Origin of the sequence: Desulfonatronum zhilinae (assembly GCF_900182865.1) — a bacterium.
GTDB lineage: Bacteria > Desulfobacterota > Desulfovibrionia > Desulfovibrionales > Desulfonatronaceae > Desulfonatronum > Desulfonatronum lacustre.
In genome coordinates, this window is the sequence record NZ_FXUJ01000021.1 from 1 (window position 1) to 25,350 (window position 25,350).

General features: G+C 56.0%; 25 protein-coding genes. 3 read left to right on the forward strand and 22 right to left on the reverse strand.

Going from position 1 to position 25,350, the window contains the following annotated elements; genetic code table 11:
- The 14 genes from AC559A_RS14885 to AC559A_RS14950 all read right to left on the reverse strand — a co-directional run.
- Positions 1-260: DUF305 domain-containing protein (locus AC559A_RS14885; protein WP_498818507.1), on the reverse strand; the 260-nt coding region annotated here is incomplete at its 3' end.
- Between the two features lie 124 nt (positions 261-384).
- Positions 385-1,206 (reverse strand): alpha/beta fold hydrolase, encoded by an 822-nt coding sequence (locus AC559A_RS14890; protein WP_498818508.1) that lies wholly within the window; start codon positions 1,204-1,206, stop codon positions 385-387.
- 70 nt (positions 1,207-1,276) lie between these two features.
- Positions 1,277-2,518 (reverse strand): phospholipase D-like domain-containing protein, encoded by a 1,242-nt coding sequence (locus AC559A_RS14895; protein WP_498818509.1) that lies wholly within the window; start codon positions 2,516-2,518, stop codon positions 1,277-1,279.
- Positions 2,519-2,615: 97 nt separating this feature from the next.
- A complete protein-coding gene (locus AC559A_RS14900) occupies positions 2,616-3,188 on the reverse strand; it encodes a DUF6691 family protein (RefSeq protein WP_498818510.1) in 573 nt (190 codons plus the stop codon).
- Between the two features lie 18 nt (positions 3,189-3,206).
- On the reverse strand, positions 3,207-3,830 hold the full coding sequence (locus AC559A_RS14905) for a YeeE/YedE thiosulfate transporter family protein (RefSeq protein WP_498818511.1): 624 nt from the start codon (positions 3,828-3,830) through the stop codon (positions 3,207-3,209).
- Between the two features lie 168 nt (positions 3,831-3,998).
- The gene (locus tag AC559A_RS14910) at positions 3,999-5,405 is read right to left on the reverse strand and encodes an MBL fold metallo-hydrolase (protein WP_028571718.1); all 1,407 of its coding nucleotides are present in this window, start codon (positions 5,403-5,405) and stop codon (positions 3,999-4,001) included.
- 126 nt (positions 5,406-5,531) lie between these two features.
- Complete coding sequence (locus AC559A_RS14915; protein WP_035261421.1) at positions 5,532-6,158, reverse strand: superoxide dismutase; 627 nt, start codon at positions 6,156-6,158, stop codon at positions 5,532-5,534.
- 492 nt (positions 6,159-6,650) lie between these two features.
- The gene (locus AC559A_RS14920) at positions 6,651-7,007 is read right to left on the reverse strand and encodes a hypothetical protein (RefSeq protein WP_035261424.1); all 357 of its coding nucleotides are present in this window, start codon (positions 7,005-7,007) and stop codon (positions 6,651-6,653) included.
- 24 nt (positions 7,008-7,031) lie between these two features.
- Positions 7,032-7,526: a hypothetical protein gene (locus AC559A_RS14925; protein ID WP_028571720.1), complete on the reverse strand. Its 495-nt coding sequence runs from the start codon at positions 7,524-7,526 to the stop codon at positions 7,032-7,034.
- Positions 7,527-7,560: 34 nt separating this feature from the next.
- Complete coding sequence (locus AC559A_RS14930) at positions 7,561-7,917, reverse strand: phage holin family protein (protein WP_498818512.1); 357 nt, start codon at positions 7,915-7,917, stop codon at positions 7,561-7,563.
- An 18-nt stretch (positions 7,918-7,935) separates the two neighbouring features.
- On the reverse strand, positions 7,936-8,298 hold the full coding sequence (locus tag AC559A_RS14935; RefSeq protein ID WP_211239032.1) for a DUF883 C-terminal domain-containing protein: 363 nt from the start codon (positions 8,296-8,298) through the stop codon (positions 7,936-7,938).
- A 496-nt stretch (positions 8,299-8,794) separates the two neighbouring features.
- A complete protein-coding gene (locus AC559A_RS14940) occupies positions 8,795-9,976 on the reverse strand; it encodes a mechanosensitive ion channel family protein (protein ID WP_498818513.1) in 1,182 nt (393 codons plus the stop codon).
- A gap of 297 nt (positions 9,977-10,273) precedes the next feature.
- Positions 10,274-10,885, reverse strand: a complete 612-nt coding sequence (locus AC559A_RS14945; RefSeq protein ID WP_498818514.1) for a 3D domain-containing protein — start codon at positions 10,883-10,885, stop codon at positions 10,274-10,276.
- Positions 10,886-11,690: 805 nt separating this feature from the next.
- Positions 11,691-12,308: a hypothetical protein gene (locus AC559A_RS14950; RefSeq protein ID WP_498818515.1), complete on the reverse strand. Its 618-nt coding sequence runs from the start codon at positions 12,306-12,308 to the stop codon at positions 11,691-11,693.
- 266 nt (positions 12,309-12,574) lie between these two features.
- Between AC559A_RS14950 and AC559A_RS14955 the strand changes: the two genes are divergently transcribed.
- Both AC559A_RS14955 and AC559A_RS14960 read left to right on the forward strand, forming a co-directional pair.
- Entirely contained in the window at positions 12,575-13,429 is an 855-nt protein-coding gene (locus AC559A_RS14955; protein ID WP_498818516.1) for a PRC-barrel domain-containing protein, read from the forward strand.
- Between the two features lie 233 nt (positions 13,430-13,662).
- Positions 13,663-13,866, forward strand: coding sequence for a DUF3185 family protein (locus AC559A_RS14960; protein ID WP_028571723.1), 204 nt, complete (start codon positions 13,663-13,665; stop codon positions 13,864-13,866).
- Between the two features lie 371 nt (positions 13,867-14,237).
- Here the strand turns inward: AC559A_RS14960 and ku (AC559A_RS14965) are convergent, their stop codons facing one another.
- From ku (AC559A_RS14965) to AC559A_RS14975, 3 genes are read right to left on the reverse strand one after another with little or no spacing between them, the layout of a single operon-like run.
- Complete coding sequence (ku, locus tag AC559A_RS14965) at positions 14,238-15,245, reverse strand: non-homologous end joining protein Ku (RefSeq protein ID WP_498818517.1); 1,008 nt, start codon at positions 15,243-15,245, stop codon at positions 14,238-14,240.
- Positions 15,238-16,023 (reverse strand): non-homologous end joining protein Ku, encoded by a 786-nt coding sequence (ku, locus tag AC559A_RS14970; RefSeq protein WP_498818518.1) that lies wholly within the window; start codon positions 16,021-16,023, stop codon positions 15,238-15,240. The genes ku (AC559A_RS14965) and ku (AC559A_RS14970) overlap by 8 nt, the downstream gene beginning before the upstream one ends.
- A 2-nt stretch (positions 16,024-16,025) precedes the next feature.
- Positions 16,026-16,259, reverse strand: a complete 234-nt coding sequence (locus AC559A_RS14975; RefSeq protein WP_498818519.1) for a hypothetical protein — start codon at positions 16,257-16,259, stop codon at positions 16,026-16,028.
- 210 nt (positions 16,260-16,469) lie between these two features.
- Between AC559A_RS14975 and ligD the strand changes: the two genes are divergently transcribed.
- Entirely contained in the window at positions 16,470-19,106 is a 2,637-nt protein-coding gene (gene ligD / locus AC559A_RS14980; RefSeq protein ID WP_498818520.1) for a DNA ligase D, read from the forward strand.
- Between the two features lie 37 nt (positions 19,107-19,143).
- Here ligD and AC559A_RS14985 read toward each other — a convergent pair whose 3' ends face one another.
- From AC559A_RS14985 to AC559A_RS15005, 5 genes are all read right to left on the reverse strand, one after another.
- On the reverse strand, positions 19,144-19,317 hold the full coding sequence (locus tag AC559A_RS14985; RefSeq protein ID WP_498818522.1) for a lmo0937 family membrane protein: 174 nt from the start codon (positions 19,315-19,317) through the stop codon (positions 19,144-19,146).
- Between the two features lie 107 nt (positions 19,318-19,424).
- Positions 19,425-20,246: a class I SAM-dependent methyltransferase gene (locus tag AC559A_RS14990; RefSeq protein ID WP_498818523.1), complete on the reverse strand. Its 822-nt coding sequence runs from the start codon at positions 20,244-20,246 to the stop codon at positions 19,425-19,427.
- A gap of 64 nt (positions 20,247-20,310) precedes the next feature.
- Positions 20,311-21,534, reverse strand: a complete 1,224-nt coding sequence (locus AC559A_RS14995; protein WP_028571727.1) for an SDR family oxidoreductase — start codon at positions 21,532-21,534, stop codon at positions 20,311-20,313.
- A 6-nt stretch (positions 21,535-21,540) separates the two neighbouring features.
- Positions 21,541-23,361, reverse strand: a complete 1,821-nt coding sequence (locus tag AC559A_RS15000) for an FAD-binding oxidoreductase (protein WP_498818524.1) — start codon at positions 23,359-23,361, stop codon at positions 21,541-21,543.
- Positions 23,362-23,517: 156 nt separating this feature from the next.
- On the reverse strand, positions 23,518-25,350 hold the full coding sequence (locus tag AC559A_RS15005) for a transketolase (RefSeq protein WP_498818526.1): 1,833 nt from the start codon (positions 25,348-25,350) through the stop codon (positions 23,518-23,520).

The following is a 25,350-nucleotide window of genomic DNA, read 5'->3' on the forward strand; positions in this document are numbered from 1 at the left end:
ATTTCCCCGGTCTGATCGTCCATCACCTCCTTGGCAAAGTCGCGCAGTTCCTGGCGTTCGGTCACGGCCAGGATCTGCTTGGCGCTGTCCACGGCCTCCTGATGGTGAGGGATCATTTCCACGAGAAATTCCAACTCGCTGCCCACTTGATGTTCATGTTCATGCTCCGCCGCATCCGCCGGGCCGTTCGAAGCGGCCATGAACAGCATGCTCAACACCGTAATGGGCATCCAGAACTTCATGAGACTCAGTGCTTTCATCCTCGTTTCTCCTTGTCGTGGTTGAATCTCCATGATGCCAAAACTTGCGGCCTATGCCGAATCGTTCAGGGGCATGACATCCAGAAGACGATCTCCGGATGGTATGTCCGCATTAGTCCGCTGACTATGCTTTAAAGAATGCGAGAAGATCTGCGTTGATCTGGTCCTTGTTGGTGGAGCACATGCCGTGTGGCGCTCCAGGATAGATCTTCAGCGTTGCGCCCTTGATGATCTTGGCCGAGAGCAGGGCAGATGCATCGATCGGTACGATCTGGTCCTCGTCGCCATGCATGATCAGTGTCGGTACGTCGAACTTGTTCAGATCATCCGTGAAGTCCGTCTCGGAAAATGCCTTGATGCAATCGACCACAGCTTTGAAACCGGCCTGCATCCCCTGGAGCCAGAATGCGTCCCGCAGACCTTGCGAGACCTTGGCACCCTCCTTGTCGGCGCCATAGAACGGCGTGGTCAGGTCCTTGAAAAACTGCGAGCGGTCGGCGAGTACGCCGGCACGGATCTTGTCGAACGCCTCCATCGGCAGACCGCCGGGGTTTGCGGCCGTCTTCAGCATCAGCGGGGTCACTGCGCCGATCAGCACAGCCTTGGCGACACGTTTCGTGCCATGGCGGCCGATGTAGCGGGCAACTTCGCCGCCGCCCGTGGAGTGGCCGACATGAATACTATTTGTCAGGTCGAGCGCGGCAACGAGTGTTGCCAAGTCGTCGGCATACGTATCCATGTCGTTGCCATCCCAGGACTGGCCTGATCGGCCATGACCGCGGCGGTCATGGGCAATGCAGCGATAGCCGTTGGAAGCCAGGAACAGCATCTGGTCTTCCCAGGCATCCGCGTTCAGCGGCCAGCCATGACTGAAGACGATGGCCTGCCCTGTCCCCCAGTCCTTGTAATAGATCTGCGTACCGTCTTTCGTCAGAATCGTGCCCATTATTTTGCCTCTTTTTCCTGCTCAGGGGTTGTCGATTTGTCGATTTGTCGATTGCCTGGTTTCAGCGCGATCAAAGCTGCGATTTGATTGGCAGGAGAATCTTTTCGGCGATTTTTTGGCGCAGCGGACGGCGCTCCCAACGCGCAAGGGAAAACGGCTCAGCCTCCAGCAGATCGGCCTCGAACACCGCCGTCATCCGGGTAGCGAAGTCGCTGTTGTAGATATTCAGACTCGCTTCGTCGTTGAGCCGGATCGAACGAATGTCGAAATTGGTTGAACCCACCGAAACAAACTCGGCATCAATGACCAGCAGCTTGGTGTGCAGCATGGTCGGTTGATAGACGTAGATTTCGGCGCCTGCTTGCAGCAGCTCGCCCCAATCGGCCTTGGAAGCGATCTTGACCGTCAGCGCATCCATATGCGGCCCAGGCAGCAGGATGCGAACGCGAACGCCGCGACCGCGGGCAGCAACCAAGGCCTTGATCAACAGCCGGTCGGGCACAAAGTAGGACGCCGCCAAGTCGATAGTCGCCTCGGCCGCCGCGATGGCAAGCAGATACATCAGGTGCATGCTCTCGCTCCCGCTGGCCGGGGAGGCAATAAACACGTGTGCGTCCATCTCGCCCTTCTCCTGCAGGGCAGGAAAGTAGCTCGGGCCATTCAGCACCTGACCAGTGGTCTTGATCCAGTTGTCGTTGAAGGCCGCTTGCAACTGCGCCACTGCGGGGCCTTCGATCAGGAAGTGACTCTCCCGCCAGTGGTTGGGATCGCCACCGTCGCCAGTCCACTGATCCGCGATGCCGACCCCTCCGGTGAACCCGATACGTCCATCGACCACCAGCAGCTTGCGATGGGTGCGGTTGTTCATCCGGCCCAGGTTGTACCAGTTCAGCGGCCGATATCGATGCAACTGCACCCCAGCAGCCTGCATGGAATCCAGCAGCGACTGCTCCATCTTGGTGCTGCCAACCCAGTCGAGAATGACGCTCACCGGCACGCCGGCGCTGGCCCGCTCGGAAAGCGCCTGCGAGAAGGCATCACCAATTTCTCCTGACCAGTAAATGAAGGTCTCGAACGTGATCGAGGTCTGGGCCGAGCGAATGGCCAGCAGCATCGCCGGAAAAATCTCGTTGCCGTTTTGCAGCGCGGTCACCTGATTGCCGCGCACAATCGCCGGGCCCAGCAGGACGGACATCTCGCGCCGAAACTGCGGATCGGAGACAGCGTAGCGATGCTCGACTTTGCGCTCCAGCACCTTCTCGGGTGTCTTGAAGTTCTGCAACACGACCAGCACCAGGCTGGTGGCCAGCACAGTGACTCCGACAACCCAAAGCATTTTATTTCGGTTCCCAGTCATTGCATTGCCTTCCCGGACAAACGACGGAGTTCGCGACAAACACTATTTGTCGTCACCGGGTGGTGAATTGCTGTACCACCACAAGAAAAAGGATGAGAACGCCTGCAAAGCAGACGACAAACACGCCGCGCGGCACGCTCAGCAGGTCGGGGAGCCGCAGTTTGCCGAAGTCGCCCCAGGTCTCAACCGTTCGTTTTGTCCACCCAGAAAGTTCGGCAAACATCCATGAGCCCGCAATAAGTCCGGCCATCCCGAAAAGCGCGTCCCAGCTTCCCTGTCCCAGCGCGGCAGCGGCAGTTCCTGGACAATATCCCACCAGCGCAAATCCCGCGCCGAAAAGGAGCCCTCCGATGATGTTCGCGCCGATGCGTGTCGGCTTGACGTGCAGGTTCACTTTGTCGAAGTGGTGCAACGTGGACACGCCGATCATGCCGACGATAATTGCGGTGAGCATTATCTTCACGACGGTCCAGTCCTGAAGAAGCAATTGGCCGATGAGCACGTTGTATTTCCCAACGCCTCCTTTCTGCAGGAGGAAGCCAAACACCAGACCAAACACCGCACCGGCAATCAACCTGGAAGTCGCGGCTTCACGTGACGTGCGGCTTGTCGTGGACGATTTCATAGTGCCAACCATGGTTCCTCACAGATTGTAGAGCGGCAGGGCCACGGCGACGCCGCCAAGGAAAATGCAAATCACGGCAATCCAGGATGCCACGTTGAGCTGAAGGGTTCCGCTGATGCCGTGGCCGCTGGTGCAACCTCCGGCCAGCCGTGCCCCAAATGCCATCAGCATGCCGCCGGGAAAGGCGACGGCCGCGCGCACCGCGACATTGTCGCCGAAGCGTGCCTCCCAGATGGGCGGCAGCCATTCATTGGCGAACTCGCCGCCCGTCAGGGCGGCAATCGCGCCACCCACGATGGTTGCGACCACGAAGACGAATCCCCAACCCACTTTCGGCGGCTTGTCCTTGAAATAGGTGAGCGAGGCCGTGCGGCGGGGCGCGATGCGTTTGCCGAGAAAGCCCGCGAGCTGCGCGTAGAATGAGGAGGCCCCGATGGGCTTGTCGGAAAAGTAAAATGTCAGCCAGGAAAGCACTCCAATGCCCGCGCCGACAAGATAGGGGGACCAGGCCGGTCCCGGATAATCAAGCGCATCCACGCCTGCCCCCGCATCGGTCGCGGCACATAGGAGAACAAGACTGCCGATCAATAACGCGGCAGGCCTGGAAATCATTGGGACGGGAGAAGGCATGTTCGTGCGCAAGGTTGCTCCATTGTTGTCAGGGTCGAAATCGAATCGAAATCGCAATTGAAATCGCTATGGCAATAGTTTTATGATTTATTTGTTTTTCGACTCGATTGCGATTGCGATTCCGATTTCGACCCTGGGTATTGCATTGGCTATTTATCTTAAATTGAAAGAAAATTCGTATTACTTTTTCTCGCTCTCTCTTTCGACCGGAAATCCCGCATTCTTCCATGCCTGCCAGCTTCCGGGAATGTTGCAGACGTTGCCGAACCCGTGCTGCTGCAAGATGCTCGTGGCGATGCTCGCACGGTAGCCGCTGTCGCAATAGACGGCCGTCGGCTTGTCCTTGTCCAACGCGCCGAGGTGTTCGCGCAATTCACCCAGAAATACATGGCGGGCATTTGGGATATGGCCGTCTTTCCATTCCGCGGGCGCCCTGACGTCGAGAATCTGGAGTTCTTTCCCCGCGGCTTGGACTTCATGCACGGTCTTTTGCCCGACCGATTCCAGCGGCAGGCCGGCGTTGTTCCATGCCTTCATGCCGCCGACGAGGTAGCCGGCGAACTTGGTATAGCCCGTCCGGACAAAATATCGGACGATTGCTTCGAGCGTATCGTCGGACTCCAAAACGAGAAGGATGGGCTGGCCGGGATCCAGCAACCAGCCGGCCCAGATGGAGAGTATGGGCAAACCACCGATGCTGAGCGCTCCCTTGATGTGCCCTCCACCAAAGGCCAGCATCATGCGGGTGTCGATGAGAACGTTGTTGTGGTCCTGGGCGGCTTCCTGAAAAAATTTGGGAGGAAGCCCGCGCACTGGGGGCAGATTGCCGAGCACCATGGGCCCCTTGGTGTTCAGTGTCTTCATCAACGGGTAATAGGTTGGGATGGGCGACGCGCCGGCGAGCGCGTGCTTGATGAAGCTTTCGGCATTGTCGAATTGGAGGAACGCATTGAAGCGCCGTTCATAGCCAATCGTGCTGCGGAGCCGGTCGCCGATGTCCTCGCCGCATGGCGACCCTTGAGCGTGCGTCGGGTAGATAATGACGCCATCATCGAGCTTCAGGTAAAAATCATGCAGCGTATGGAACAATTGTTCGGCCAGCTCTTTTTCCCGACTCCTGCCGAGGAGATCGGGACGCCCGGCGGAACTGACAAAGAGCGAGTCCCCGGTGAGCACCCCCCAGGGGGCTTCCGGATGATCCTTTTCCGAGAGAAGATACGCCATGTGCTCCGGCGAGTGGCCGGGGGTGTGCCGAGCGGTAATCAGGGCGGAACCAAGCTCGAAGACATCTCCATCCGCGACTCCCTCATGTTCGAATCCGTAGCGCGCGCCTCCTTCGTGACTGAGGTATATTTTCGCTGACTCGGCACGCGTACAAAGCTCACGCGCACCACTGACGAAATCGACATGGATGTGCGTTTCAAAAATATGTGTGATCGAGACTTGTTTCTCGCGGGCCAGTTGCAGGTAGCAGTCAACATCCGGACGAGGATCGAACACCGCGGCTGTTCCCTCGGCATCATCACCGAGCAGATATGAAACCTGGGCAATGCCGTCGGTTTGAATGCTTTCAAAGATGAGTGCCATAAGGGGGTCCTGTTTTTCATGTTGATCCACTGAGTCAGGGTCACACTTTCCGCAGTTGCTGGCGGACGGGCGTGAACCGCTTCCCGCCCGTCCGATGCAGCAACCTGGTTCTTCGCGTCCCCAGCATCAGCCGATGTTTTGCAGGGCAAATTCCCAGTTGAGCAGTTTGTCCAGCACGGCTTTGACATAATCGGCGCGGCGGTTCTGATAATCCAGGTAGTAGGCGTGTTCCCACACGTCGATGGTCAACAGCGGCTTCATCCCGTTGGTCAGGGGCACATCCGCGTTGCCGGTCTTGACCACCTTGAGCGTGGTGCCGTCCAACACGAGCCACACCCAGCCGCTGCCGAACTGGGCCGTTGCAGCGTCTGCCAACTCCTTCTTGCATGCATCCAGGGTCCCGAATGCAGCCTCGATCTTTTGCTTCAACTCCGCGGGAGGCTCACCGCCGCCCTTCGGCTTCAGACTGCTCCAGTAAAACGTGTGGTTCCAAGTTTGCGCTGCATTGTTAAAGATTGCCGTCGTCGTCTTGTTTGGCTTGCCGGATGTCGCGACGATGATTTCTTCAAGCGACATGTCCGCGAATTGCGTTCCTGATACAAGTTCGTTCAGTTTGTCGACATATCCCTTGTGATGTTTTCCGTAGTGAAAACTGATGGTATTTGCGGAGATTACCGGATCCAGAGCATTATCCTGATACGGCAAGGACTGCAGGACATGCGACGACGCTGTTTCATTCTTCACATTGGTCATAATTTGGCCCCATTATATATGCTTTCATTTCGCGTTAATGTTATCATTGCCAAAATACTCTGCATTTGGAAAAGTCGATCGGATCAGGTGCATCCACGCAATACGAAAAAAACCAACAAGATTGGGATTGGAATTCCCAAGGCCCATAGCAGAATCCATCCTATCTTGCCTCGTTCATTTTTTTGCAAATTATATTTACTCACAGGACTCCTCCTTCTCTTTCAGTACCCATAACTTTTGAGTATGTTTCCCCAAACAAAACATAACTACTCGGCACATTTTAATGACAAAATATGGAGTGTTCCGGCTTGTCTCGATTATTCGGCATCGCCTGTCTGACTGAGCCAGGATTCGTCCATGGAACCATTGCCGGGTGCCTGAAGTGCCCACTGTTGTTGATTTGGGCAATGCTTCGACGTTACGAAGCCGACGATGGAGTTGTGAGGCCGAAAGATCGAGACAAGCCGGAACACAGTTGAGTAGTTACCAATTTTACCGGAAAAACCTTAAAGCCATGTCTGAAAGGGCATGAACCACGGGTTCAGCGTACTGGCTGCCGCCACGTGAATGTCGCGTACTGGCGCCCAACAGAAATCCCAATCCGACCCCTATCCCCAATGCAATAAGCACTGTCTTCCCTGGATTATCGCTGCCATAGCTCTTGGCCTGCTCATACGTTTCGCTGACCTTCTGACTCGTTTTATCGTAAACATCACCTGCTACCTTCTCCGCGGTCCCCAGAGCCTCGGCGCCGCGGTCCATGAGAGTCTGATCGGCAGCGCTATAGCTGCCTGGATTTCCAAATTCCTGCTTTTTTGGGGTCTCGTACGTCTTCTTTTCGGTATCCATATCACCCTCCTAACTGTTAAAGTGTTAACTGTTCGTTTTGATTACGTCACGATCCGCTCGTGGACTTGCGGTTGAGTCCCGTCCTTTGTGAGCATCAGGACCTGCATCGCTTGCCTCTTCCGTCATGGTTGCATCATTCAGCCATCCGGCTGCGGCCCTCGCGACAATACCTATCAGCGTCAATTTGATAAGACCGGGCCTGGCGGCTTCCGGCCTCAGGCCACCAAACGACTCACACGCTTCCTCGACAAGGGGACCCATGATTTGCTCCAGGGGCGAAGCTCGTTTCGTGAAGACGCTCGAGGCCAGATAGCCGATGCCGGCGGCTACTCCCAAAGACAGGTATGGGGCGTCATTTACATATTCGCGCCAATCCATTTTCTCTTTGATCCGCTCGCCGATCTGTTCGACGGTCTGGGAGATGTTCTCCTTTTCTCTCGCAATATTCCGGCGTATTTCTTCGGAACTCCGTTCGCCATTCAGTATTCCTGTGCTGCCGTGATATTCTTTTTCATCCATACCTTGCCCTCCTTTGCGGTTCGGCGCCACCTTTCTATGTTTTCAGGATCGCTTTCTTCAATTGCTTGTAGCCGATCAAGGCAATGATGCCTCCCAAGAGCGCGAGGGCTGCTCCGGTAACAAGCACTGCCATCACCGGGGCCATATACGAAGTGAGTACGATGATCAGCGCGGCACAAAAAGACAAAAGTGCGGCAAAAATGATGAATGCTCCAGCGACGACGGTGAAGACTCCACCGCATACGGCCGACACCTGTTCACGTACTCCCTGGACCACCAGTTCGATTTCGTCGTGAACCACCGCGGCCAAATTGCCGGCAAGCTGTTCCAAAAGCTCCGTGAACGATTCACGATGCGTGGCAGGGTTCTTGTTTTCCTCTCTTGTGCTCATAGAGTACCCCCACCTTTCTTACCTGCGCCGCAAAACAGCTCCAATAATCAAACCAACGGCTCCAGCTACTAGAAGACTCCGTCCAGGGTGCTGCTTGATACATTCTCTGACTCTGGCTTCCGCATGTTCATAGTCGAATTCCCGAACGTATCCGGCTGACTTTTCCAAAAACTTTGATGCCTGCTTTCCATACTGTGCAGTGCCGGATTGTGCGTCCTGCCCCGTGCTCTTTTCATCCAACATTTCAGCAATGGTTTCCAACTGATCAGCAATACTATTTTTGACGTTTTCAAAGCCGTGCGACCTGCCTGAATTATGTGACATTCCCCTGGTTTCTCCGGCATTGCCAGCTTTACTCTGATCATACTCAAATACACTCATGGTTCACCTCGTATTAAATGTTGCTCTTTTACGGATGACATGGTTCGATCGTCCGTTTTCAGAGGCAAAACTGATGTTGCTCAAAACGCTAGTGAGAGCACGACAACCGCCACAGCCAAACAATTGATTATCTTGCGATGCATTCTCCTTTTTTTGGTTATCCTATCAACACCACTGAATTTGGCTCTGAAACCGGAGGATACCTTTTTGGGCATCCCTGTCTGTAGGGGAATCGCATATTTTGTATGAGGAGAAATCACGGAAGCCGGGAATAATTCCCGAGCGGAGGTTGCGATGGAAGTGGCAAGAGGAGCGTGTGAAACGCTTAGCAGTCCGTTGAAAAACTCCCAATTGCTGCGTCGCTGCAAAAAGTTCAAACTCTCACGTATGAATAAATACGCTTCGACCTTGAACTTTTTTTGCTCCTCTCACTTGGGGTTTTTGAACGGACTGCCGGATAAGGACTTTTTCAACACTCAGTTAATACTGGGGATATCTAGGTAGGTTTTACCGCCAGACCTTCCGGTCCGATGAACTGGATCTGTCTGCGTGGGTAGACGTTGATCAGGCGGCCGGCGAATTTTTCTTTCTTCAGTTCGTCCATGACCCGCACGGTCAGCTCGCTCTTCCATTTGCGGCGTTCACGGGCATTGACCAGATAGCGGATGGTCAGGTCCGTCCAGGATTCATTCATGGAAACGAAGACCTGCGGCTCTTCGGCCACGCCGACCTCCAGGCCGGCTCTTTCCAGGATCTCGGCATAGCGGTGGGCGGGCCTGGACATGTGGGGTCCCAGCAGTTCCCGGGCAACATCGGTCAAAACGCGCATTCCGAGGCCGAGGTCCGATTCGTTGGCCAGGGGCACGGTCAGCTCGTCCCAGACGTAGGGAAAATCGCGGGTCAGGTTGACCACGGTCCCGGCCAGCACCTCGTTGTTGGGAAAGGTAATCAGTCGTCCGGTGGGCTGTTCGGCCTGGACGAATCCTCCTCGGCCCGGAGACCCGATCTCCCAGACCGTGGTCGCAAGATAATCGATCTGGTAGACGTCGCCGAACACCTCCCCGACCGCCACCCGGTCCCCAACGCGGTAATAGCCCTTGAACGAGTTGAGCAGCCAGCCGCTGAAGCTTTCGATGGGCGTCTGCAGCGCCCAGGAAAGAGCCAGACCGATCAGGCCGAGAGAACCGACCAGGGCCCGGATGTCTCCGGCCAGAACACTCAGGGATATCCCCGTAGCGAGTATCCAGATGACGATGCCGAAGAGCGCGACAACGGCATTGGCCTTTTCCCAACGCTTGAGGGTCCTGCGCAGGAGGGGGCGGACGAGCCGGACCAGAATCCAGGCCACGGCGACAACACCCAGGACCACCAGAAACTTGGGCAGATTACCGTAAAGTCCATACCAGAGCGTTTCCAGGGTCCGAGCCGCCTCTTCGGCCGCGGCTTGACCAATGGGTTCAATGGGCTCCGGTTTTTGGTCCACCCGCTCCGAAAGCAAATCTTGATTTGGTTCGGCAGGGATCGTGGAGATGGCTTCCGATGCCGGAGATTGTTCTCCGACATCAACGGCGAGACCGGCTTCCCACGGAGCGATCAACAGAAGGAGAAGACTGGTGATGGCCACCGCAAGCAGCGTGGCCTGCCGGAAAAGCCGCAATCTGCCTCTGGCGCCTGCCATCGGGTCGCCCGGTCGGCGACGACGCATTCGGCCCCGCCTCTGGCGGCGCGGCCGACGGCTGCGGATCACGTTTTCCCGGTTCGAAGTTGCTGGTCTCAGCTGCATCCTTATTGCCCGATTATCAATGTAACAGTCCGTTGAAAAACTCCCAATTGCTGCGTCGCTGCAATAAGTTCAAACTCTCACGTATCAATAAATACGCTTTGACCTTTCATTTTTCTTGCTCCTTGCACTTGGGGTATTTGAACGAACTGCCGACAAAGGACTTTTTCAACACTCAGGTAACCACTGATTGGTTCAAGGTTCGACGTGGGATGTGAAATGCAGGCATTCTTGGCTAATGCCTTTTTCGCTTTGGGCCAGCGGCTCGATGAGTGTGACGAAGACATTCTCCCGGACCCCGATTTCCATGGCTTCACTGACGTCAGAAACAAGGATGTCTATGGATTTTGAATACCTGTGGTTCATCAGGTCGCTGACCATTCTGATGCCGAACCCTTCAACATAGACTCTCTTGCCCAGCCACCCTCGCAGGTCTCGGGATACGGCCACGGTCCATCCGGTTTTGGGGCGCTGCATGATCGCCGTGTTCTCGATATCGTCGTTGCACTCTTCCTTTCTGGCCGTGTAGGCGGATAACCGCAGATAGTGGGTGTTCGCTTTATGATAGGCTTCCAGAATCGCCTTCAAGACCAGAATCTCCTCTTGGGCTTTCTGCAATTCCAGCTTCTGTTCATCAATGTAAATCATCTCTAAAAGAGGATTGACTGCATCCTCGGCAGAATCTCCGGCAACCGCAGATAATGCATTTAGATTCAAAATAATAGAAAGGATTATCACCGGAAAGGCGTAGCGCATCATGACGAACTCCTCCTGCTGATCAAATGTGTCCGGCAGCGCAGCGTTCAAGCGTGGCTATTTCCGAGCCCTGTCTCGTTGCCGGAATCCAGCTCTTGAGTCCATGCATGAGACAATTTGCGGGTCAACCAGTTTGATTCCGTGTCTCCATCCCCACGAAGGACTCTCTTCGATCTCCAAGTTCGGCTGGTTGCCTTTGAAAGCCAAATTCCGGATTTTGTGGATTGAACGGCCTCACATCATGGAATTGGGTCATTATTCTTAATAATATTTCCAACTTTGCAAGAAAAAATTCGGTCAGCAATCGATCTTTTTTTTTCGTAACTTCCAACAAACGACGCATCTGAGTCCAATTTGTTTTAGATTGGCATTAGCATCCTGAAGCAAATGCCGCCAATCGATTCACACGAAGGGTATGCGCTTCACGATCGGCAAGCCAAGACTTTTGCAACCATCATACCGCTGATGACACCAGCCAATGCCCCCAAAGCCACCTTAGCCTTAACTCCGTGGATATCTTGTCCTCTTCAGCCTCTTCATGGTCCCTCTCGTATCGTGGCTCCACATAACAGGCTGTCCAGTTTTTCAGGACACTTCAGGAATTATTCCCGTTGCCTGTGATTTCTCCTGACACAAAACATGCGATTTCCCTACAGACACGGATGCTCAAAAGATTATCCTCCGGTTACGTAGCCTGTGGTGTGTGAGACAACCAAATATAAGGCATAAGGCGAATATCTAAATCGGAGGTTCAACAAGACGTGAAATCAATCGACAGGGAGATCTGGGTCACTTAGGTCAACTATAATAAAGGAGAACGACCATGAAAACTTTATTGGCAAGCATTATTATCGGACTACTGAGTTTGAGTCCCGCATTCGCGCAGGTTGGGAACAATCAGGGCCGAGGTCAGCAATGGCACCAGGATCAAGAGCAAAATCAATTCATGCGAGGTCAACAACGGTGGCAGGGAGACTATGATCGCGACAGTCAGCAGTGGCAGAGAGACCAGGATCGCAATGGTCGGCAGCAGTGGCAGAGGGAACAGGATCGCAATGGTCGGCAACAGTGGCAGAGGGAACAGGATCGCAATGGTCGGCAACAGTGGCAGAGGGACCAGGATCGCGACGGTCGGCAACAGTGGCAGAGAGACCAGGATCGCGATGGTCGGCAGCAGTGGCAGAGAGACCAGGATCGCGACGGTCGGCAACAGTGGCAGAGAGACCAGGATCGCGACGGTCGGCAGCAGTGGCAAAGAGACCAGGATCGCGATGGTCGGCAGCAGTGGCAGAGAGACCAGGATCGCGACGGTCGGCAGCAGTGGCAGAGAGACCAGGATCGCGACGGTCGGCAGCAGTGGCAAAGAGACCAGGATCGCGATGGTCGGCAGCAGTGGCAGAGGGATCAGGATCGCGACGGTCGGCAACAGTGGCAGAGGGACCAGGACCAGTGGGGAGATGACAATCAGCAACAACGTCGACAGTCGAGTGGTGAGACCGACAGAACACCCCGCACGCAGCAAACCCAGAGTGAAAGAGATGAGGATGAAAAGGCTGAAAAATCTTCAGATCGCACTCATCCCAAGGAGAATGGTGAGGGTTTCCCGGTCTCAGGTTTCGACCCCCACAAGGGACAAGGGACTACAAATGGAATGGATCAGGACTCAACTGGTGAAAACGCGACTCAGCAAGGTCGCTAAGTATCTCTTACTTTAACATATAATCTCAAAGGAAAAGGATCATGAAAACACTTATCGTCAGCATTATTATCGGATTGTTGAGCTTGAGTCCCGCATTCGCGGAACAGCATAAAAATGTTTTTATCGATTATCAGCAAGACAAGGATAAGGAATATTCCCATGCCTCCGAAGTAATGGGCAAGGACGTCTATGTGACTCGGGAAAGCGATGTGCCGAAATCCGTCACTGAAGAACCTCAAGGATGGGAGAACATCGGTAGCGTTGATGATTTCATCGTTACTCGCGATGGCGATGTCCAGGCTGTATTGATTGATGTCGGCGGCTTTCTGGGAATGGGAGGTCGCACAGTGGCCGTAGATATGAAGGCCTTGGAAGTCGTGGGAAGAGAAGGTCAGGATGATTTCTATCTTGTCCTCCCTGAAACCTCGAAAGAACAACTTGAAAATGCTCCTGAATATCAGGCTGAAAGGACCATGGGCCAAAGAGGCAGGGACAATCAAAGAGAAATGCGACAAGAAGGTCGCATGGACACGCAACAGAAAGATCGTCAAGTCGTCACTGAATCAGGTCGTTCTCAGCGAGCCACGGAAGTGCAACCTCAAGAAGGATACCAGCGGGTATCATCTGGTCTGATCACCGCGGACGATCTGCAGGGCGCGAGTGTCTATGGCTCAAACAATGAAAGTTTGGCCAATGTAAAGCAAGTATTGATGACACCTGAAGGTAAAGTTGAAAGACTTATCGTGGACGTAGGTGGTTTTCTGGGCATGGGCGCCCGCAGCATAGCTATCGATGTGAATGAAGCCGACATCCACAAGGATGCGAACAATGACGTTCGCGTCTACATTCCCATGAGTGAGCAAGAACTGCGTCAAATGCCGGTGTACAAAAGATAAAATTAACAGGTTGATCTCTTCGACAACCATGAACTGTCCAGGCACGGAGAAATCTGTCGCCTGGACAGTTTATGATTCAACTCTTCCGGTGCGGAAGGAGGCGGGAGAAAAAAGTGATCTGCACCCGACAGCTGACAGTTAGAACAATAGAATTGATAAACCAAATCCGAATCACTGGTTTTGGACTCTTTTTGCATGAAAATCATATCACCTAAATTTTAAAGGAGAAAAAAATGAAAAGCACTCAAATAATCGGCATTGCACTTCTGGTACTCGGCGCCATACTGCTTTTTTTCGGTTTTCAATCATCCCAAGCGGTTGACGATCAGATTATGGAAACCCTCACCGGACGTTTAACCGAATCCACCATGTTCTTGTTAATCGCCGGTGGAGTTTCAATGGCCGTTGGTTTGGGTCTGCTGGTTCTCAAAAGGTGACCGAGGTAAGAGCAAGGGAACTGTGTTCGGGCTGGCCTGCGCGCAGGGCCATTTTGTTCTCTGCAAATCTCTATTTCAGAGCGGTAGATGGCAGTATGTTCAAAGGGAACCTCCAGGGTGGGCCAGCAACATCGAAATCGAAATCGTGATCCAAATCGGAAAGTTACCAGAAATCGATTTCGATCACGATTTCGATTTCGATACCGATTCAGAGCGCCCTTAGTGCGAGAACAAATCTGCCCTGGGCCTGCGCGGGAATGACCTGTTATTCAATGCCGTCCCCAAATCAGTCATCCCCGCGAAGCCGTCCTCGTGCAGACGGGAAGCGGGCGCGTTGCCGCTATCCAGTCCGCTCTTGTTACCGAATATTATCAAGAGTTTCGTTGACTCTCGCGAACCGCCTCCAATAGTTCCCGGTGGTTCATCGAACTTCTTCCGGATATTTCAAGCTTTTTGGCCCTGCCATACAGATCGGACTTGCTGAGCTTTTCGAGAGGGTCTCTGTCTTGTGCTTCCGAGGTCGATTCTTGTGCTGATTCCATTTCCACGCTGCGTTTCAGAAACTGCATCAGGTCGATGATCTTACCAGGCTCTTGGTCATGCTCTTGGCCAGGCTCTTCCGATTCCGTTTCCCGTTCCCTATCCCTTTCCGGCGACACAACCACATCCCGACCTGCCAGGCGCTTGCGCTCGGCCAAGGCAACAAGCTTTGCGGTGGAGATGTCCTTCAACTCATCCAGATCCAATTCATCGGCGGACGCGCTCCGGATTTCTTCCGCCATGCGCTCAACCAGTTCCTTGGGAATCTCCTTGGCAATGATGCCGCCGATGGCCTCCGGCGACCGGATCTCATCGGCAAAACGCAGGGTTTCTGCTATCAGAAGGCCGTTCTCCGCCAGGATAGCCACCAAGTACTCCCGGGAACGCATCACAAAAGTGGCAATGCCCACCTTGCCGGATTTTTCCATGATTTCGGTCAGCAAGCGGTATGTTTTTCGTGAATCGCCCAAGGGTGCCAAAAAATAGGGGCGATCCAAATACTTGGGATCGATCTGTTCCGCGGGCACAAAACGACGCAGATCTATTTCCCGGCTTTTTTGCGGTTGAAGCGATTCGAGTTCGTCATCCGTGACGGTGATGAATTTCCCTTCTTCGACTTCATACCCGCGGATGATCTCTTCCTGTTCAATCAGCCGATTATCCACGGGGCAATAATACTTCCGGGCCAATGGGGTTCCATCGGGTCCGAGCATGCGCAAACGGACCTGCTGCGAACGCCGGGCTGGCAAGAGCGCAACCGGGATGCTGACCAGGCCAAAGGAAACGGTTCCAAACCAGATCGACCGGCGCCGGATTTCATTGTCGTGCTGCTCAGCCACTGTGTTGTTTCCTTATCTGATTCAGACTCTGTTCCAGGGTGTCGGCCAGCGAAGCTATCTTCGAGCGGCGCTGCTTCGGCTTTTCAAATCGGTAGACATTCCCCAGGGCTTTGGTATTCACAAGCTCCATGACCCGGTGCCGATATTCGTCGCGGTATTCGGTCGGCTCGAAATCTCCGGCCAGGGCATTGACCAACTGCTCGGCCATCCGCAACTCCAGAGGCTCAAACCGGCGGCCTTCGGGTCTGGGAATCGCCCGGGCATCAATCACTTCGTCGGCAAAACGCAGCGTGATCAGCTTGAGCAGGCCGTCTTCTTCATGAAGCGAACCGACATACCGTTTCTTGCGCATCGTCCACCGGGCGATGCCTTGTCGTTGCTCTTTCGCCAAGACCTCGGCCAGAGCCTGGTACTGCTCGCCTTTGCCATCCGGTCCGAGAAAATAGGGACGATCATACCATTGATAGTTGACCCGCCCGTGTTCGATGAACCGGGTGATTTCAATATCCCTGGACGGTACGGGAACAAGCGCTTCCAGTTCTTCCGGCGAGATCACCACGATATCACCGGTTTCCACCTCCAGTCCTCGGCGGATTTGTTCCTTGGGGATCGTCTTCCCAGTGCGCGGATCAACCATGCGCTGTTCCACCGGCGTGAGATCCGACGCGTGCAGCAATCGGAAATGGACCTTGCGATCCTCCACTGCGGAAAACAGCTTGACCGGCACGGAAACCCCGCCAAAGCGAATCACTCCTTTCCAGATCGAACGCAGGGCCATGGTCAGTCCCCCTCCTGCTCTTCTTCACACCCACCGTGACAATCCGGGCAGAGCCTTGTTCCCACGGTCTGAATCGTGACACAGAAGGGGCAGACAGGCTGATTGCACGTAACGCACAGGATCTGCGTCTCGTAGCTGTACGGCTGGAGACAGTGCGGACAGGTTTCGGTTTCCGGCCAGTGCTGGACAGCGGAGTCGGTCCGTCGTCCGGTCGACGCTCTTTGATCATCCTTCATTTGTTGATCCTTTCTGAACCCAACTCTTCAATTTCAGAACCCTTAGATGATGGTATTTGGCCTTGATGAACCCCAACCAACCGTCTGAGCTGTAAGATGGGATAAAAATTGCAGTTGAATGTTTATTTCCATGAAAAAAAGACTGCGCATTCACCTTCAAAAGTATCCAATTGATCAACCCATCGACAACATTCAAATCTATCAAACAACATGGCGCTCAAAGAATATCAACGCAAGAGAAATTTCCAGAAATCCCCTGAACCGGAGGGAAAAGAGGATGTTTCTCATGAAAGCCGATTTTTTGTCATCCAAAAGCACGCGGCCAGTCGGCTGCATTACGACCTGCGGCTCGAACTCGATGGAGTGCTGAAAAGCTGGGCCCTGCCCAAAGGTCCGAGCCTTGATCCCGGCCAAAAGAGACTGGCGGTGCATGTGGAGGATCATCCTCTCGAGTATGGGAACTTCGAAGGAACAATCCCCAAGGAAGAGTATGGAGGCGGAACCGTCATGCTCTGGGACAAAGGGACATGGATTCCGGATGGAGATCCGATGGAAGATTACCGCAAAGGACGGATGCATTTTGAAATCCAGGGCGAAAAACTTCGCGGAAAATGGATTTTATTCAAGATGGCTGGAGACAAATCGAGCAATAAGCAAAATTGGCTTTTCGTAAAATCCAAGGATGCGCACGCCGACAAGGATATTGCGGATCGTTTGCTCGATGAGCAGGATCGAAGCGTATCCACCGGAAGATCCATGGAGCAGATCGCGTTACATCGCGACACGGGTGCGGACCAACCAGAAGATTCGCTCCCTCCTCCCCCTTTCCGCCTGAAAAGCGCCCAAAAAGCCTCAATGCCGGAGGTCATCCACCCACAACTGCCGACTCTGGTCGAAACTCCCCCGCTGGACAACCAGTGGCTCCACGAGATCAAGTACGACGGGTATCGGATCATCGCCTTCCTGAAAAACGGCTCGGCTCGGCTGATGAGCCGCAACGGCAAGGATTGGACCTCCAGGCTGCAACCTGTTGCCTATGCCTTAGCAGGATTTCCAGCGCAAACCGCGGTCATTGACGGAGAAGTCGTGATGCAACGCCCGGATGGCACAACAAGTTTTCAGGCCTTGCAGAATTCTTTTCAGGGCCCAACTTCCGGAACACTGCTCTATTACGTCTTCGATCTTCTCTACCGCGATGGATATGACCTCACCCGCTCTCCGCTTTTGGAACGCAAAAACCACTTGGCGCAGTGTCTCGGCAAAATGGATCCCCGGTCGGAGGTCATCCGATTCAGCGACCATATCCAAGGTTCGGGCGGCCTTGTTTACGAGCATGCCTGCCGAATTGCCCTGGAAGGGATCATCTCCAAAGACGGTCTGAGCACCTACCACCAGAAACGCACCCGCGGATGGGTCAAGATCAAATGTCAACACCGCGATGAATTCGTTATCGGCGGCTACACCGAGCCTTCCGGCTCCCGAACCGGTTTTGGCGCCCTGCTCCTGGGGATCTATGACGACAAGCTCCTGGGGAGCTATGACGACAAGGAAGAACTCCGCTATTGCGGCAAGGTGGGCACGGGATTCAGCCGGAAGCAACTTGCGTCATTGAAAAAAAACATGGTCGGCCTGGAACGCAAAACGCCGCCTTTCATCAATCCTCCGAAAGGAGCGGATGCTCGCGGAGTTCACTGGATCAATCCCGAACTGGTCGCGGAAGTCGCCTTCACCGGCTGGACACAGGACGACATTTTACGCCACCCGGCCTTTAAGGGGCTTCGCGAGGACAAGCCCGCAAAGGATGTCCGCCGAAAAACCATGATTTCGACCAAGACCCCGGTAAAGATCCCGGCCCATATCCCGACCAAGTTATCAATGGACACGGCTGAAGCTGAGCAACCCAAACCGACATCCCGCAAGGAAACACCTGAGGTCAATGTGGCGGGAAAAGCCGGTCCTGCTATCAAACATGTTCGCCTGACAAACGAACAGCGCATCTATTATCCAGAACTGGGAACAACTAAGGCTGATCTGGTCCGCTATTATCAACTGGTATCCGATTACATGCTGCCTCATGTGGTGCACCGCCCCCTCTCCCTGCTGCGCTGTCCCAGGGGCAGGGGGCAGGATTGCTTTTATCAGAAACATTTTACTGAATCGCTGCCGGTCTTTGTCCGGGAAATTGAGATTGAGGATAAAAATGGTGCTGAAAAATACATCGTGGTGGATGACATTGAAGGGCTGATCAGCCTGGTCCAGCTGGGAGTGCTCGAATTCCATCCCTGGAATGCTCGGGAAGATCGGATCGATCGCCCGGATCTGATCGTCATGGATCTCGATCCGGCTCCAGGAGTCGCTCTCGCGGATGTGGTCAAGGGCACACGCTTGCTTCATGAATTCTTGACCACCCTTGGCCTTCGGAGCTTTCTGAAGACATCCGGCGGGAAAGGGTTTCATGTGGTCGTTCCCCTGCAACGGCGCTCCGGTTGGGACGTGGTCAAAGGCTTCGCCCGTGCCGTGGCCGTGCAGATGACCCGCATCCATCCGGATCGCTTTGTGGCTACGGTCAGCAAAAAAAAGCGGGCAGGGAAAATTTATATCGACTACTTACGAAACGGGAGGGGTGCGACCAGTGTTGCTCCATATTCAACTCGGGCCAACCACGGGGCCCCGATTTCCATGCCTATGACCTGGGAAGAATTATCTCCGCGAACTGCTCCGGACAAATACCGGATCAACAACATCGAAGAGCGACTCCGGGCATTCAAAGAGTATCCCTGGAAGGATTTTTTCAATACAACTCAATCCATTACCAAGTCGATCCAGAAGCAGGTCGACTCTCCCTGATCGTCTATTGCCGGATCGGTTCAATGCAATTCTGACCTTACCGTTTCATGGATGGTTGTATGTTCGCTCCCCCCGCCTGGTCGAGAAGCTGGATCACCATAACGATGACGGCGACGACAAGAAGAACATGCACCAATCCGCCTGCCGTGTATCCGAATATCAATCCCAACAACCACATGCCCAAAAATAGTCCGAAGATAGCCCAAAGCATGTGTAGCTCCAATGGGTTAAGGGTTCTGGGTGGCTCCGAAATCGGAGTAGTAGGCATTTTGAGCATCCCTGTCTGTAGGGGAATCACACGTTAAGCATGAGGAAAAATCACGGGGAGACGGGAAAATTCCTGAACGGAGGTTGCGAGGGAGTGGAAGACGGAATGTTTGGAGAGCGCTTCTTCCCTGAGTACAGCACGGCCAGACCGTTGCTCAGCCGCTCAAAGGAGGTGTTCGCGAATCCGTTGGCCGTCATGAGATTCTGGACCTGCTCCGGAGCGGGAAAGACCCGGATGGATTCGGACAGATAGTGAAACGGCGCGGCCGTGCCGGTGATCAGCGCCCCGGCCCAGGGCAGAATACGGAAGGAATAGAACTGATAAAGACGTCGCACCCAGGGGGTCGAGGGAATGGAGAACTCCATGGCCATACACGTTCCGCCGGGTGCGAGAACGCGGTGCATCTCCCGCAGCCCCTGCTCCAGAACAACAAAATTGCGGATGCCGTAGCCCACGATGACCGCGTCGAAACTGTCCCGGGCAAATCCCATCCGCTCCGCATCCCCCTGAATCCATACGATGCGGTCCGACACGCCGGCGCGGGCGGCCTTGCGCAGGCCGACCCCCATCATGGCCCTGCTGATATCGCAGACCACCACCATTCCCGCCGATCCAACGGCTTTGGCCGCCGCAACGGCGAAATCGCCGGTGCCCCCGCACAGGTCCAGGACCCTGTCGCCGCCTTGCAGCCCCATCCTGCGCATCGCCCGTCGCCTCCAGAAAAAATGCAGCCCGAAGCTGAGCAGCGCGTCCGCCAGGTCGTAGCGCTTGGCAATGTCCTCGAAATGGCCGAGCACCAGGCGGCGCTTTTCCGCAGGGCGTACTTTTCTGTATCCGTAGGACACGTTTTCAGCCATCCGATTTTCAGCCATCCGACGTTCCTTTCTTTTCAGCCACCCGACGTTCCTTTCGCGACTTGTCAGGAAGATCGCGGTTTCACCCCGCGCTCGATCCAACATCCGATCCCCGGGACACCGGATCCGGATTTCTGCCCCAGTCCACTTCCAGGGCATACCGCATGCAGGTCGCGAAGATGTCGGAGGTGAATTCCGGACAGGAAATGTCATGCCTGGTCAGAATCGCCGCGGCTCGAGAATGTTCAAATATCCGAGCATCGTGCATATAAGAGCCGTAGGCGTGAATGTGGTTCTCGAACAGCAGTTCCAGACCGTTTCGCGGTCTGGTGTCGAAGTCGTCCGGGCATGCAACCTCGATTCCCGTCAGGCCGAAGAACCGCCGGGAGAAATCCACAAGCTCCGCCATGGTGGTGGTCCGGGGATTCACGATGTGGAACACCCCTCCTTCCTGGCGGGCCGCCGCGCGAATGGCCATGAAGGCCCGGACGAAATGGTCCACCGGGATCAGGTTCACCCCGCGTTCGTCCGAACCGGCGATGCGCAGGGGCAGGCGCAGCTCACCGCTCTTCTCCAGGCAAACCCCCATGGCCCGGGCCTTGGCCCCGTCCGCTGACAATATGTCTTTGGCGTACACTTTCTGAAAAAAATGCAGGGTGCGCACCGGATAATACAGGGCGTTGAACAGAAAGGTCCTGCCGGTGACCGCGTCTCCGTAGACAATGGAGGGACGATGCACCGTCAGCACGATTCCGTTGCGGGCGCATCGCTTTGCGGCTGTCCGCTCCGCCCGATACTTGGTTTCCTCATAGACATTGTGGAACGATTCGACCGGCCCGAAGGCTTCCGGGCATGAGCCAGTACGCTTTCCGGCCACATAGGCCGTGCTGATCAATTGCACTGTGCGGCAGCGGCTCCCCTGGAGCAGGTCCAGCAGATGTTCCAGCCCTTGAACATTGGCACGTACCACCTGTTCGCGCTTGTCGGCGGAAAAGGATGTGTCCGAAGCGCAATGGATGGTTTCGTCCACTTCTGAGCGCACATATTGCGCACTCCGCGCATCCAGTCCGAGACCGGGCCGCTCCAGTCGCCCCTCCAGGACCTCCAGCCGGTCGCGCTGGTCATGGGGAAGGCCGAACCAGTCCAGCCGCCGCACCATCCGCTGCGCGGCGCTCAGTTCGCCTCGACCGCGGGCCAGGGCCAGCACGTTGTGCCCGTCGGCCAGCAGGCGCGCGATAATATGGCTGCCGAGAAGGCCCGTGCCCCCGGTGACTAGGATGGTTTGTCGGCGAAGTTGGGAGGACATGCCGTTTCAGGTGTATAAAAACGCTTCCTTGCGCGCGCAGCCCTGGGAAAAAATGTACTTCAACCATTTCACTCCCTTGATCGATGCGCTCAGGTCGTCCAGGTACGGTTCGAACTCGACCATGGCCTTGCGGATTTTTTCGGCCTCCGTCGGGTCCTGGTGATCAATGTAGTAGTCGTATTCCAGGATGCCCCGCTTGCCCATGTCCAGAGGCGTCAGAAAACCGTAATCATTGTCGATGCCGTGGTTGTCGGCGATGCGTTTGAGTTCCGCGCAGATATCCTCGACCAGGTCCACGCGGTTCAGCGGCACGTAGACCAGAAAAGCGAACATATGCTTGTGCCGGGACATCCGGGAGCTGAGGATCCGGAACATGTTCAGCCAGACCATGTCCGTCATTTCCGGCCGGGCATACAGTTTCGTGTAAAAGTCCCGCAAATCCGCGTCCACGGCCAGGGCCGCGGTTTCCGGAGAGGGGCGCAGCACCGCGTCCAGCACGGGCCGCAGTTCCGGACGCGACAATACCTCGTACGGCGGACGATCTCCGCCCATCCCCGCGACCAGCTCCAACCAGTCGTCGTCAGCCAACCGAGGCAGACCGAGCATCAACATCCGGAACAGCTCCGCGTCGATCACGGCTTCACGCATGGATCGCACGGCCTCGCACGCGAACCGGTCCCCCACCACGAACACGGCGTAGCGCAGGCCGAGGGCCTCCGAAAGACCGTGCCGGACCCGGTCCGCGAGATCGGCCGAAGGCGACATGAACGTGGAAAAGTAATGGCCGCCGAGCACGCCGACAGCCAGCCCGATCCGCCGCCGGCTCAGATCCCGGGCGAAAGCCGCGGCCTCTCCGAAATCGGCGAAGGGCACAAGCAGCCCTTCCTCGTCGTCCGTGGTCGGATGCAGGCGCACGACAGCCTGGGTGCAGATGCCCGGCGACGGAGTCAATCGGTGTTCATAACAAAAGGCATTGGGGGCGGACGGCTCGTTGAGCCGAAAAATATCCCCGCCGGCATTCACGAACTCCATGTCCACAAAGGTGTCCGCGTTGACTCCGTAGGCATTGGACCAGGTCGAGAACAGCCCGGTGCAGACAATGTTCCCGCAGACCGTGGCCGCCGGCTCAGCGGTGTTCACCCGGAAACCGTGCCGCACCGCCTCCTGTTGCAGTTCAAACGAGGTCACCCCCGGTTCCACTGAGGCGGTCCAGTTCTCGACGTCGATGGCAATGCCCTTCATCCGCTGCATGTCCATGACCAGGCCGTCACTGAACACGAACCCGAACACGCTCCCGCCGTTGCCCCGCACGGCGTACGGGATGTCGCGCCGGTTCGCGAAGCGAACCAGGGCCGCGACCTCGTCCCGGGTTCCGGGCAAGGTCACGAAGCGCGGCATGCGCATCCCGGCCAGGGGAAAGGGATCGTTGGCGTAGGTCACCAGGATGGCCGGATCATTGGTGGCCCACTGGCGGCCGACAATCTCGCGCAGGCCGTCCAGGTCCGGATCGGATGCGACGTGAAGAGGCTCAAAGCCCTGGGCCAGCCAGTCCCGGACGTGTTCCTTGAGGGCCTTCATCACCTGCACCGGCCGCATTCCGGTCACGAAATGGCACTGCCGGTCGCAGATGCCGCACAAGTTGCAGGAATCGGCAATCTCCACGAGCCCCTGGGTAATCGGAACGAGCCCCTTGGCCAGGGCGTCGTAAATGTCCATCCGCCCCTGGGGAAAGTGACTGACATAATAGTGTGTTGTCCCTGAGGCGCACAATCCGGTCCCCAGATAGTCGATCTTGCACATGGCGTAGTGGCGGCACTGCGCCGCCACCTTCCTGATCTCCTCCGGAAAAGCGAGAGATTTCCGTCGTGGTGACGCGGAGGGGGGCCTTTGAATATTTCCTGAGGTCAATAGAGACGATTTCATGCTCTCCTCCGTGGAAGCAGGGTTGAACTTCCGTTGGGCAAGGGTCCGGTCATGAGGCGCTCACGCACCCTCCCGGACCGTTCTGATGATCGCATCCCTGGAGATGGACTCCCAATCCAGGAGTTCCCGAAGCTTGCCGCTTCGGGGCATCCGGCGAACGGCGAGGATACGCAGGGTGACGGAGAGACCGACCAGGACTTCCGCAACCGCCTCTCCCAGGCCGCCTTGGGCATAGTGGTCTTCAACAGTGACGACAAACCCGGTTTCGCGAGCAGCCGTGCGGATGCTCTTCCGATCCAGGGGCTTGATCGAGTAGCAGTCGATGACCCGGACCAAAACCCCTTGTTCTTCAAGAAGGTCGGCCGCGGCAAGGGCTTCGTGCAGGGTGATCCCGGCAGCGATGATCACGGCCTTGTCTTCGGGATGCTGGATCAGGACCTTGGAGCCGCCGATCGGAAACCGTTCGTCGGGTCCATATAGGACCGGCGTGGCCTGGCGGGTGGTCCGGATATAGGAGATCCCTTCATGGGCGGCCGCCTGCTCCACCAACCGCTCCGTGGACATGGCATCCGAGGGGTAGAGCACCACGCTGTCCAGCACGGTCCGGAACATGGCCAGATCCTCCAACCCCATCTGAGAGGTCCCGTCCTCTCCGATGGAGACCCCGGCATGGGAGCCGCAGAAGACGATCCGCCCTCCCGAATAGCGACTCATGCGAATCTGGTCGAAGGCCCGGGTCAGGAAGGCGGCAAAGGTTGAGACGAACGGGACCTTGCCTCGCAAGGAAAGGCCCAGGGCCGCCCCGACCATGTTCTGTTCGGCAACGTACATCTCAAAGAAGCGTTCGGGGTGCTCCCCGGCAAAGAAATCGGCATAGGTGGAGTTGCTGACTTCGGCATCGAGAACGACCATTCCCGGGACCTGGGTGGAAATCCGAGCGAGGGCGTTTCCATACGCCTTTCTGGTGGCGACGGATTCATTCCTTTCGTACCGGGGGGGAGAAGCCTGAACAAGCCGGCCCTGTTCCGGGAGCAGGTCTTCAGGTTCCTGGATCTCCCCTCTGATGGAGTAATCCACCGCCCCAAGACCGGCCAAGGCGCGCCCCATCTCTTCCAGGGGAACCGGCTTTCCATGCCACCCTTCCTGGTTTTCGAGCAGGGCGACCCCCCTGCCCTTCAATGTCCGGGCGATGATCATGGCCGGCTTGTCACGAACCACCAGCGCATCCCTGTACGCCGCACCAATGGATTCCAAGTCATGGCCGTCTTCGATGGTGATCGTCTGCCATCCAAAAACACCGATCCGTTGCGCATAGGCATCGAGGTCGTGGCCGTACATGGTCTGACCCCTCTGTCCCAACCGGTTCACGTCCAGAATGCCGATCAGGTTGTCCAGCCGGTAGTGGGCGGCAAGCTGGATGGCTTCCCATTGCGACCCTTCGGTCATCTCGCTGTCGCCAAGCAGAACGAAGGTCCTGTAGGGCAACTTGTCGACGAATTTGGCGTTCAGGGCCATGCCCAGGCCGATGGAGAGCCCCTGGCCCAGACTTCCGGTGGACGCCTCGGTATAGGGGAAGGCCGGGGTGGGATGACCTTCGAGCGCACTGCCCATGGTCCGCAGACTGAGAATCTCCTCCTCGCTCACCTTTCCGGCCGCGGCCCAGAGGGCATACAGCAGAGGGGCGGCATGTCCTTTGGAGAAGATCAGCCGGTCGTTGTTCGGGTGTTCAGGAGCGTTCGGGGAGAACCGGAACGTCCCGCCGAAGAGAAGGGAAACCATGAGCTCGGTGGCCGAGAGGGAGGAACTCGGGTGGCCGGAGCCGGCCCGGGTGGTGGAGGTCAGGATCATGGAACGGATATTGCGACTCAGTTGTTCGAGGAGTTCGTACGCCAT

What these genes read in the sequence shown, in the direction of transcription:
- AC559A_RS14890 (WP_498818508.1), bottom strand. Translation starts at nt 1,206, where the DNA reads ATGGGCACGATTCTGACGAAAGACGGTACGCAGATCTATTACAAGGAC.
- AC559A_RS14900 (WP_498818510.1), bottom strand. Translation starts at nt 3,188, where the DNA reads ATGAAATCGTCCACGACAAGCCGCACGTCACGTGAAGCCGCGACTTCC.
- AC559A_RS14910 (WP_028571718.1), bottom strand. Translation starts at nt 5,405, where the DNA reads ATGGCACTCATCTTTGAAAGCATTCAAACCGACGGCATTGCCCAGGTT.
- AC559A_RS14915 (WP_035261421.1), bottom strand. Translation starts at nt 6,158, where the DNA reads ATGACCAATGTGAAGAATGAAACAGCGTCGTCGCATGTCCTGCAGTCC.
- AC559A_RS14920 (WP_035261424.1), bottom strand. Translation starts at nt 7,007, where the DNA reads ATGGATACCGAAAAGAAGACGTACGAGACCCCAAAAAAGCAGGAATTT.
- AC559A_RS14925 (WP_028571720.1), bottom strand. Translation starts at nt 7,526, where the DNA reads ATGGATGAAAAAGAATATCACGGCAGCACAGGAATACTGAATGGCGAA.
- AC559A_RS14930 (WP_498818512.1), bottom strand. Translation starts at nt 7,917, where the DNA reads ATGAGCACAAGAGAGGAAAACAAGAACCCTGCCACGCATCGTGAATCG.
- AC559A_RS14935 (WP_211239032.1), bottom strand. Translation starts at nt 8,298, where the DNA reads ATGAGTGTATTTGAGTATGATCAGAGTAAAGCTGGCAATGCCGGAGAA.
- AC559A_RS14940 (WP_498818513.1), bottom strand. Translation starts at nt 9,976, where the DNA reads ATGGCAGGCGCCAGAGGCAGATTGCGGCTTTTCCGGCAGGCCACGCTG.
- AC559A_RS14955 (WP_498818516.1), top strand. Translation starts at nt 12,575, where the DNA reads ATGAAAACACTTATCGTCAGCATTATTATCGGATTGTTGAGCTTGAGT.
- AC559A_RS14960 (WP_028571723.1), top strand. Translation starts at nt 13,663, where the DNA reads ATGAAAAGCACTCAAATAATCGGCATTGCACTTCTGGTACTCGGCGCC.
- ku (WP_498818518.1), bottom strand. Translation starts at nt 16,023, where the DNA reads ATGGCCCTGCGTTCGATCTGGAAAGGAGTGATTCGCTTTGGCGGGGTT.
- AC559A_RS14975 (WP_498818519.1), bottom strand. Translation starts at nt 16,259, where the DNA reads ATGAAGGATGATCAAAGAGCGTCGACCGGACGACGGACCGACTCCGCT.
- ligD (WP_498818520.1), top strand. Translation starts at nt 16,470, where the DNA reads ATGGCGCTCAAAGAATATCAACGCAAGAGAAATTTCCAGAAATCCCCT.
- AC559A_RS14985 (WP_498818522.1), bottom strand. Translation starts at nt 19,317, where the DNA reads ATGCTTTGGGCTATCTTCGGACTATTTTTGGGCATGTGGTTGTTGGGA.
- AC559A_RS14990 (WP_498818523.1), bottom strand. Translation starts at nt 20,246, where the DNA reads ATGGCTGAAAATCGGATGGCTGAAAACGTGTCCTACGGATACAGAAAA.
- AC559A_RS14995 (WP_028571727.1), bottom strand. Translation starts at nt 21,534, where the DNA reads ATGTCCTCCCAACTTCGCCGACAAACCATCCTAGTCACCGGGGGCACG.
- AC559A_RS15005 (WP_498818526.1), bottom strand. Translation starts at nt 25,350, where the DNA reads ATGGCGTACGAACTCCTCGAACAACTGAGTCGCAATATCCGTTCCATG.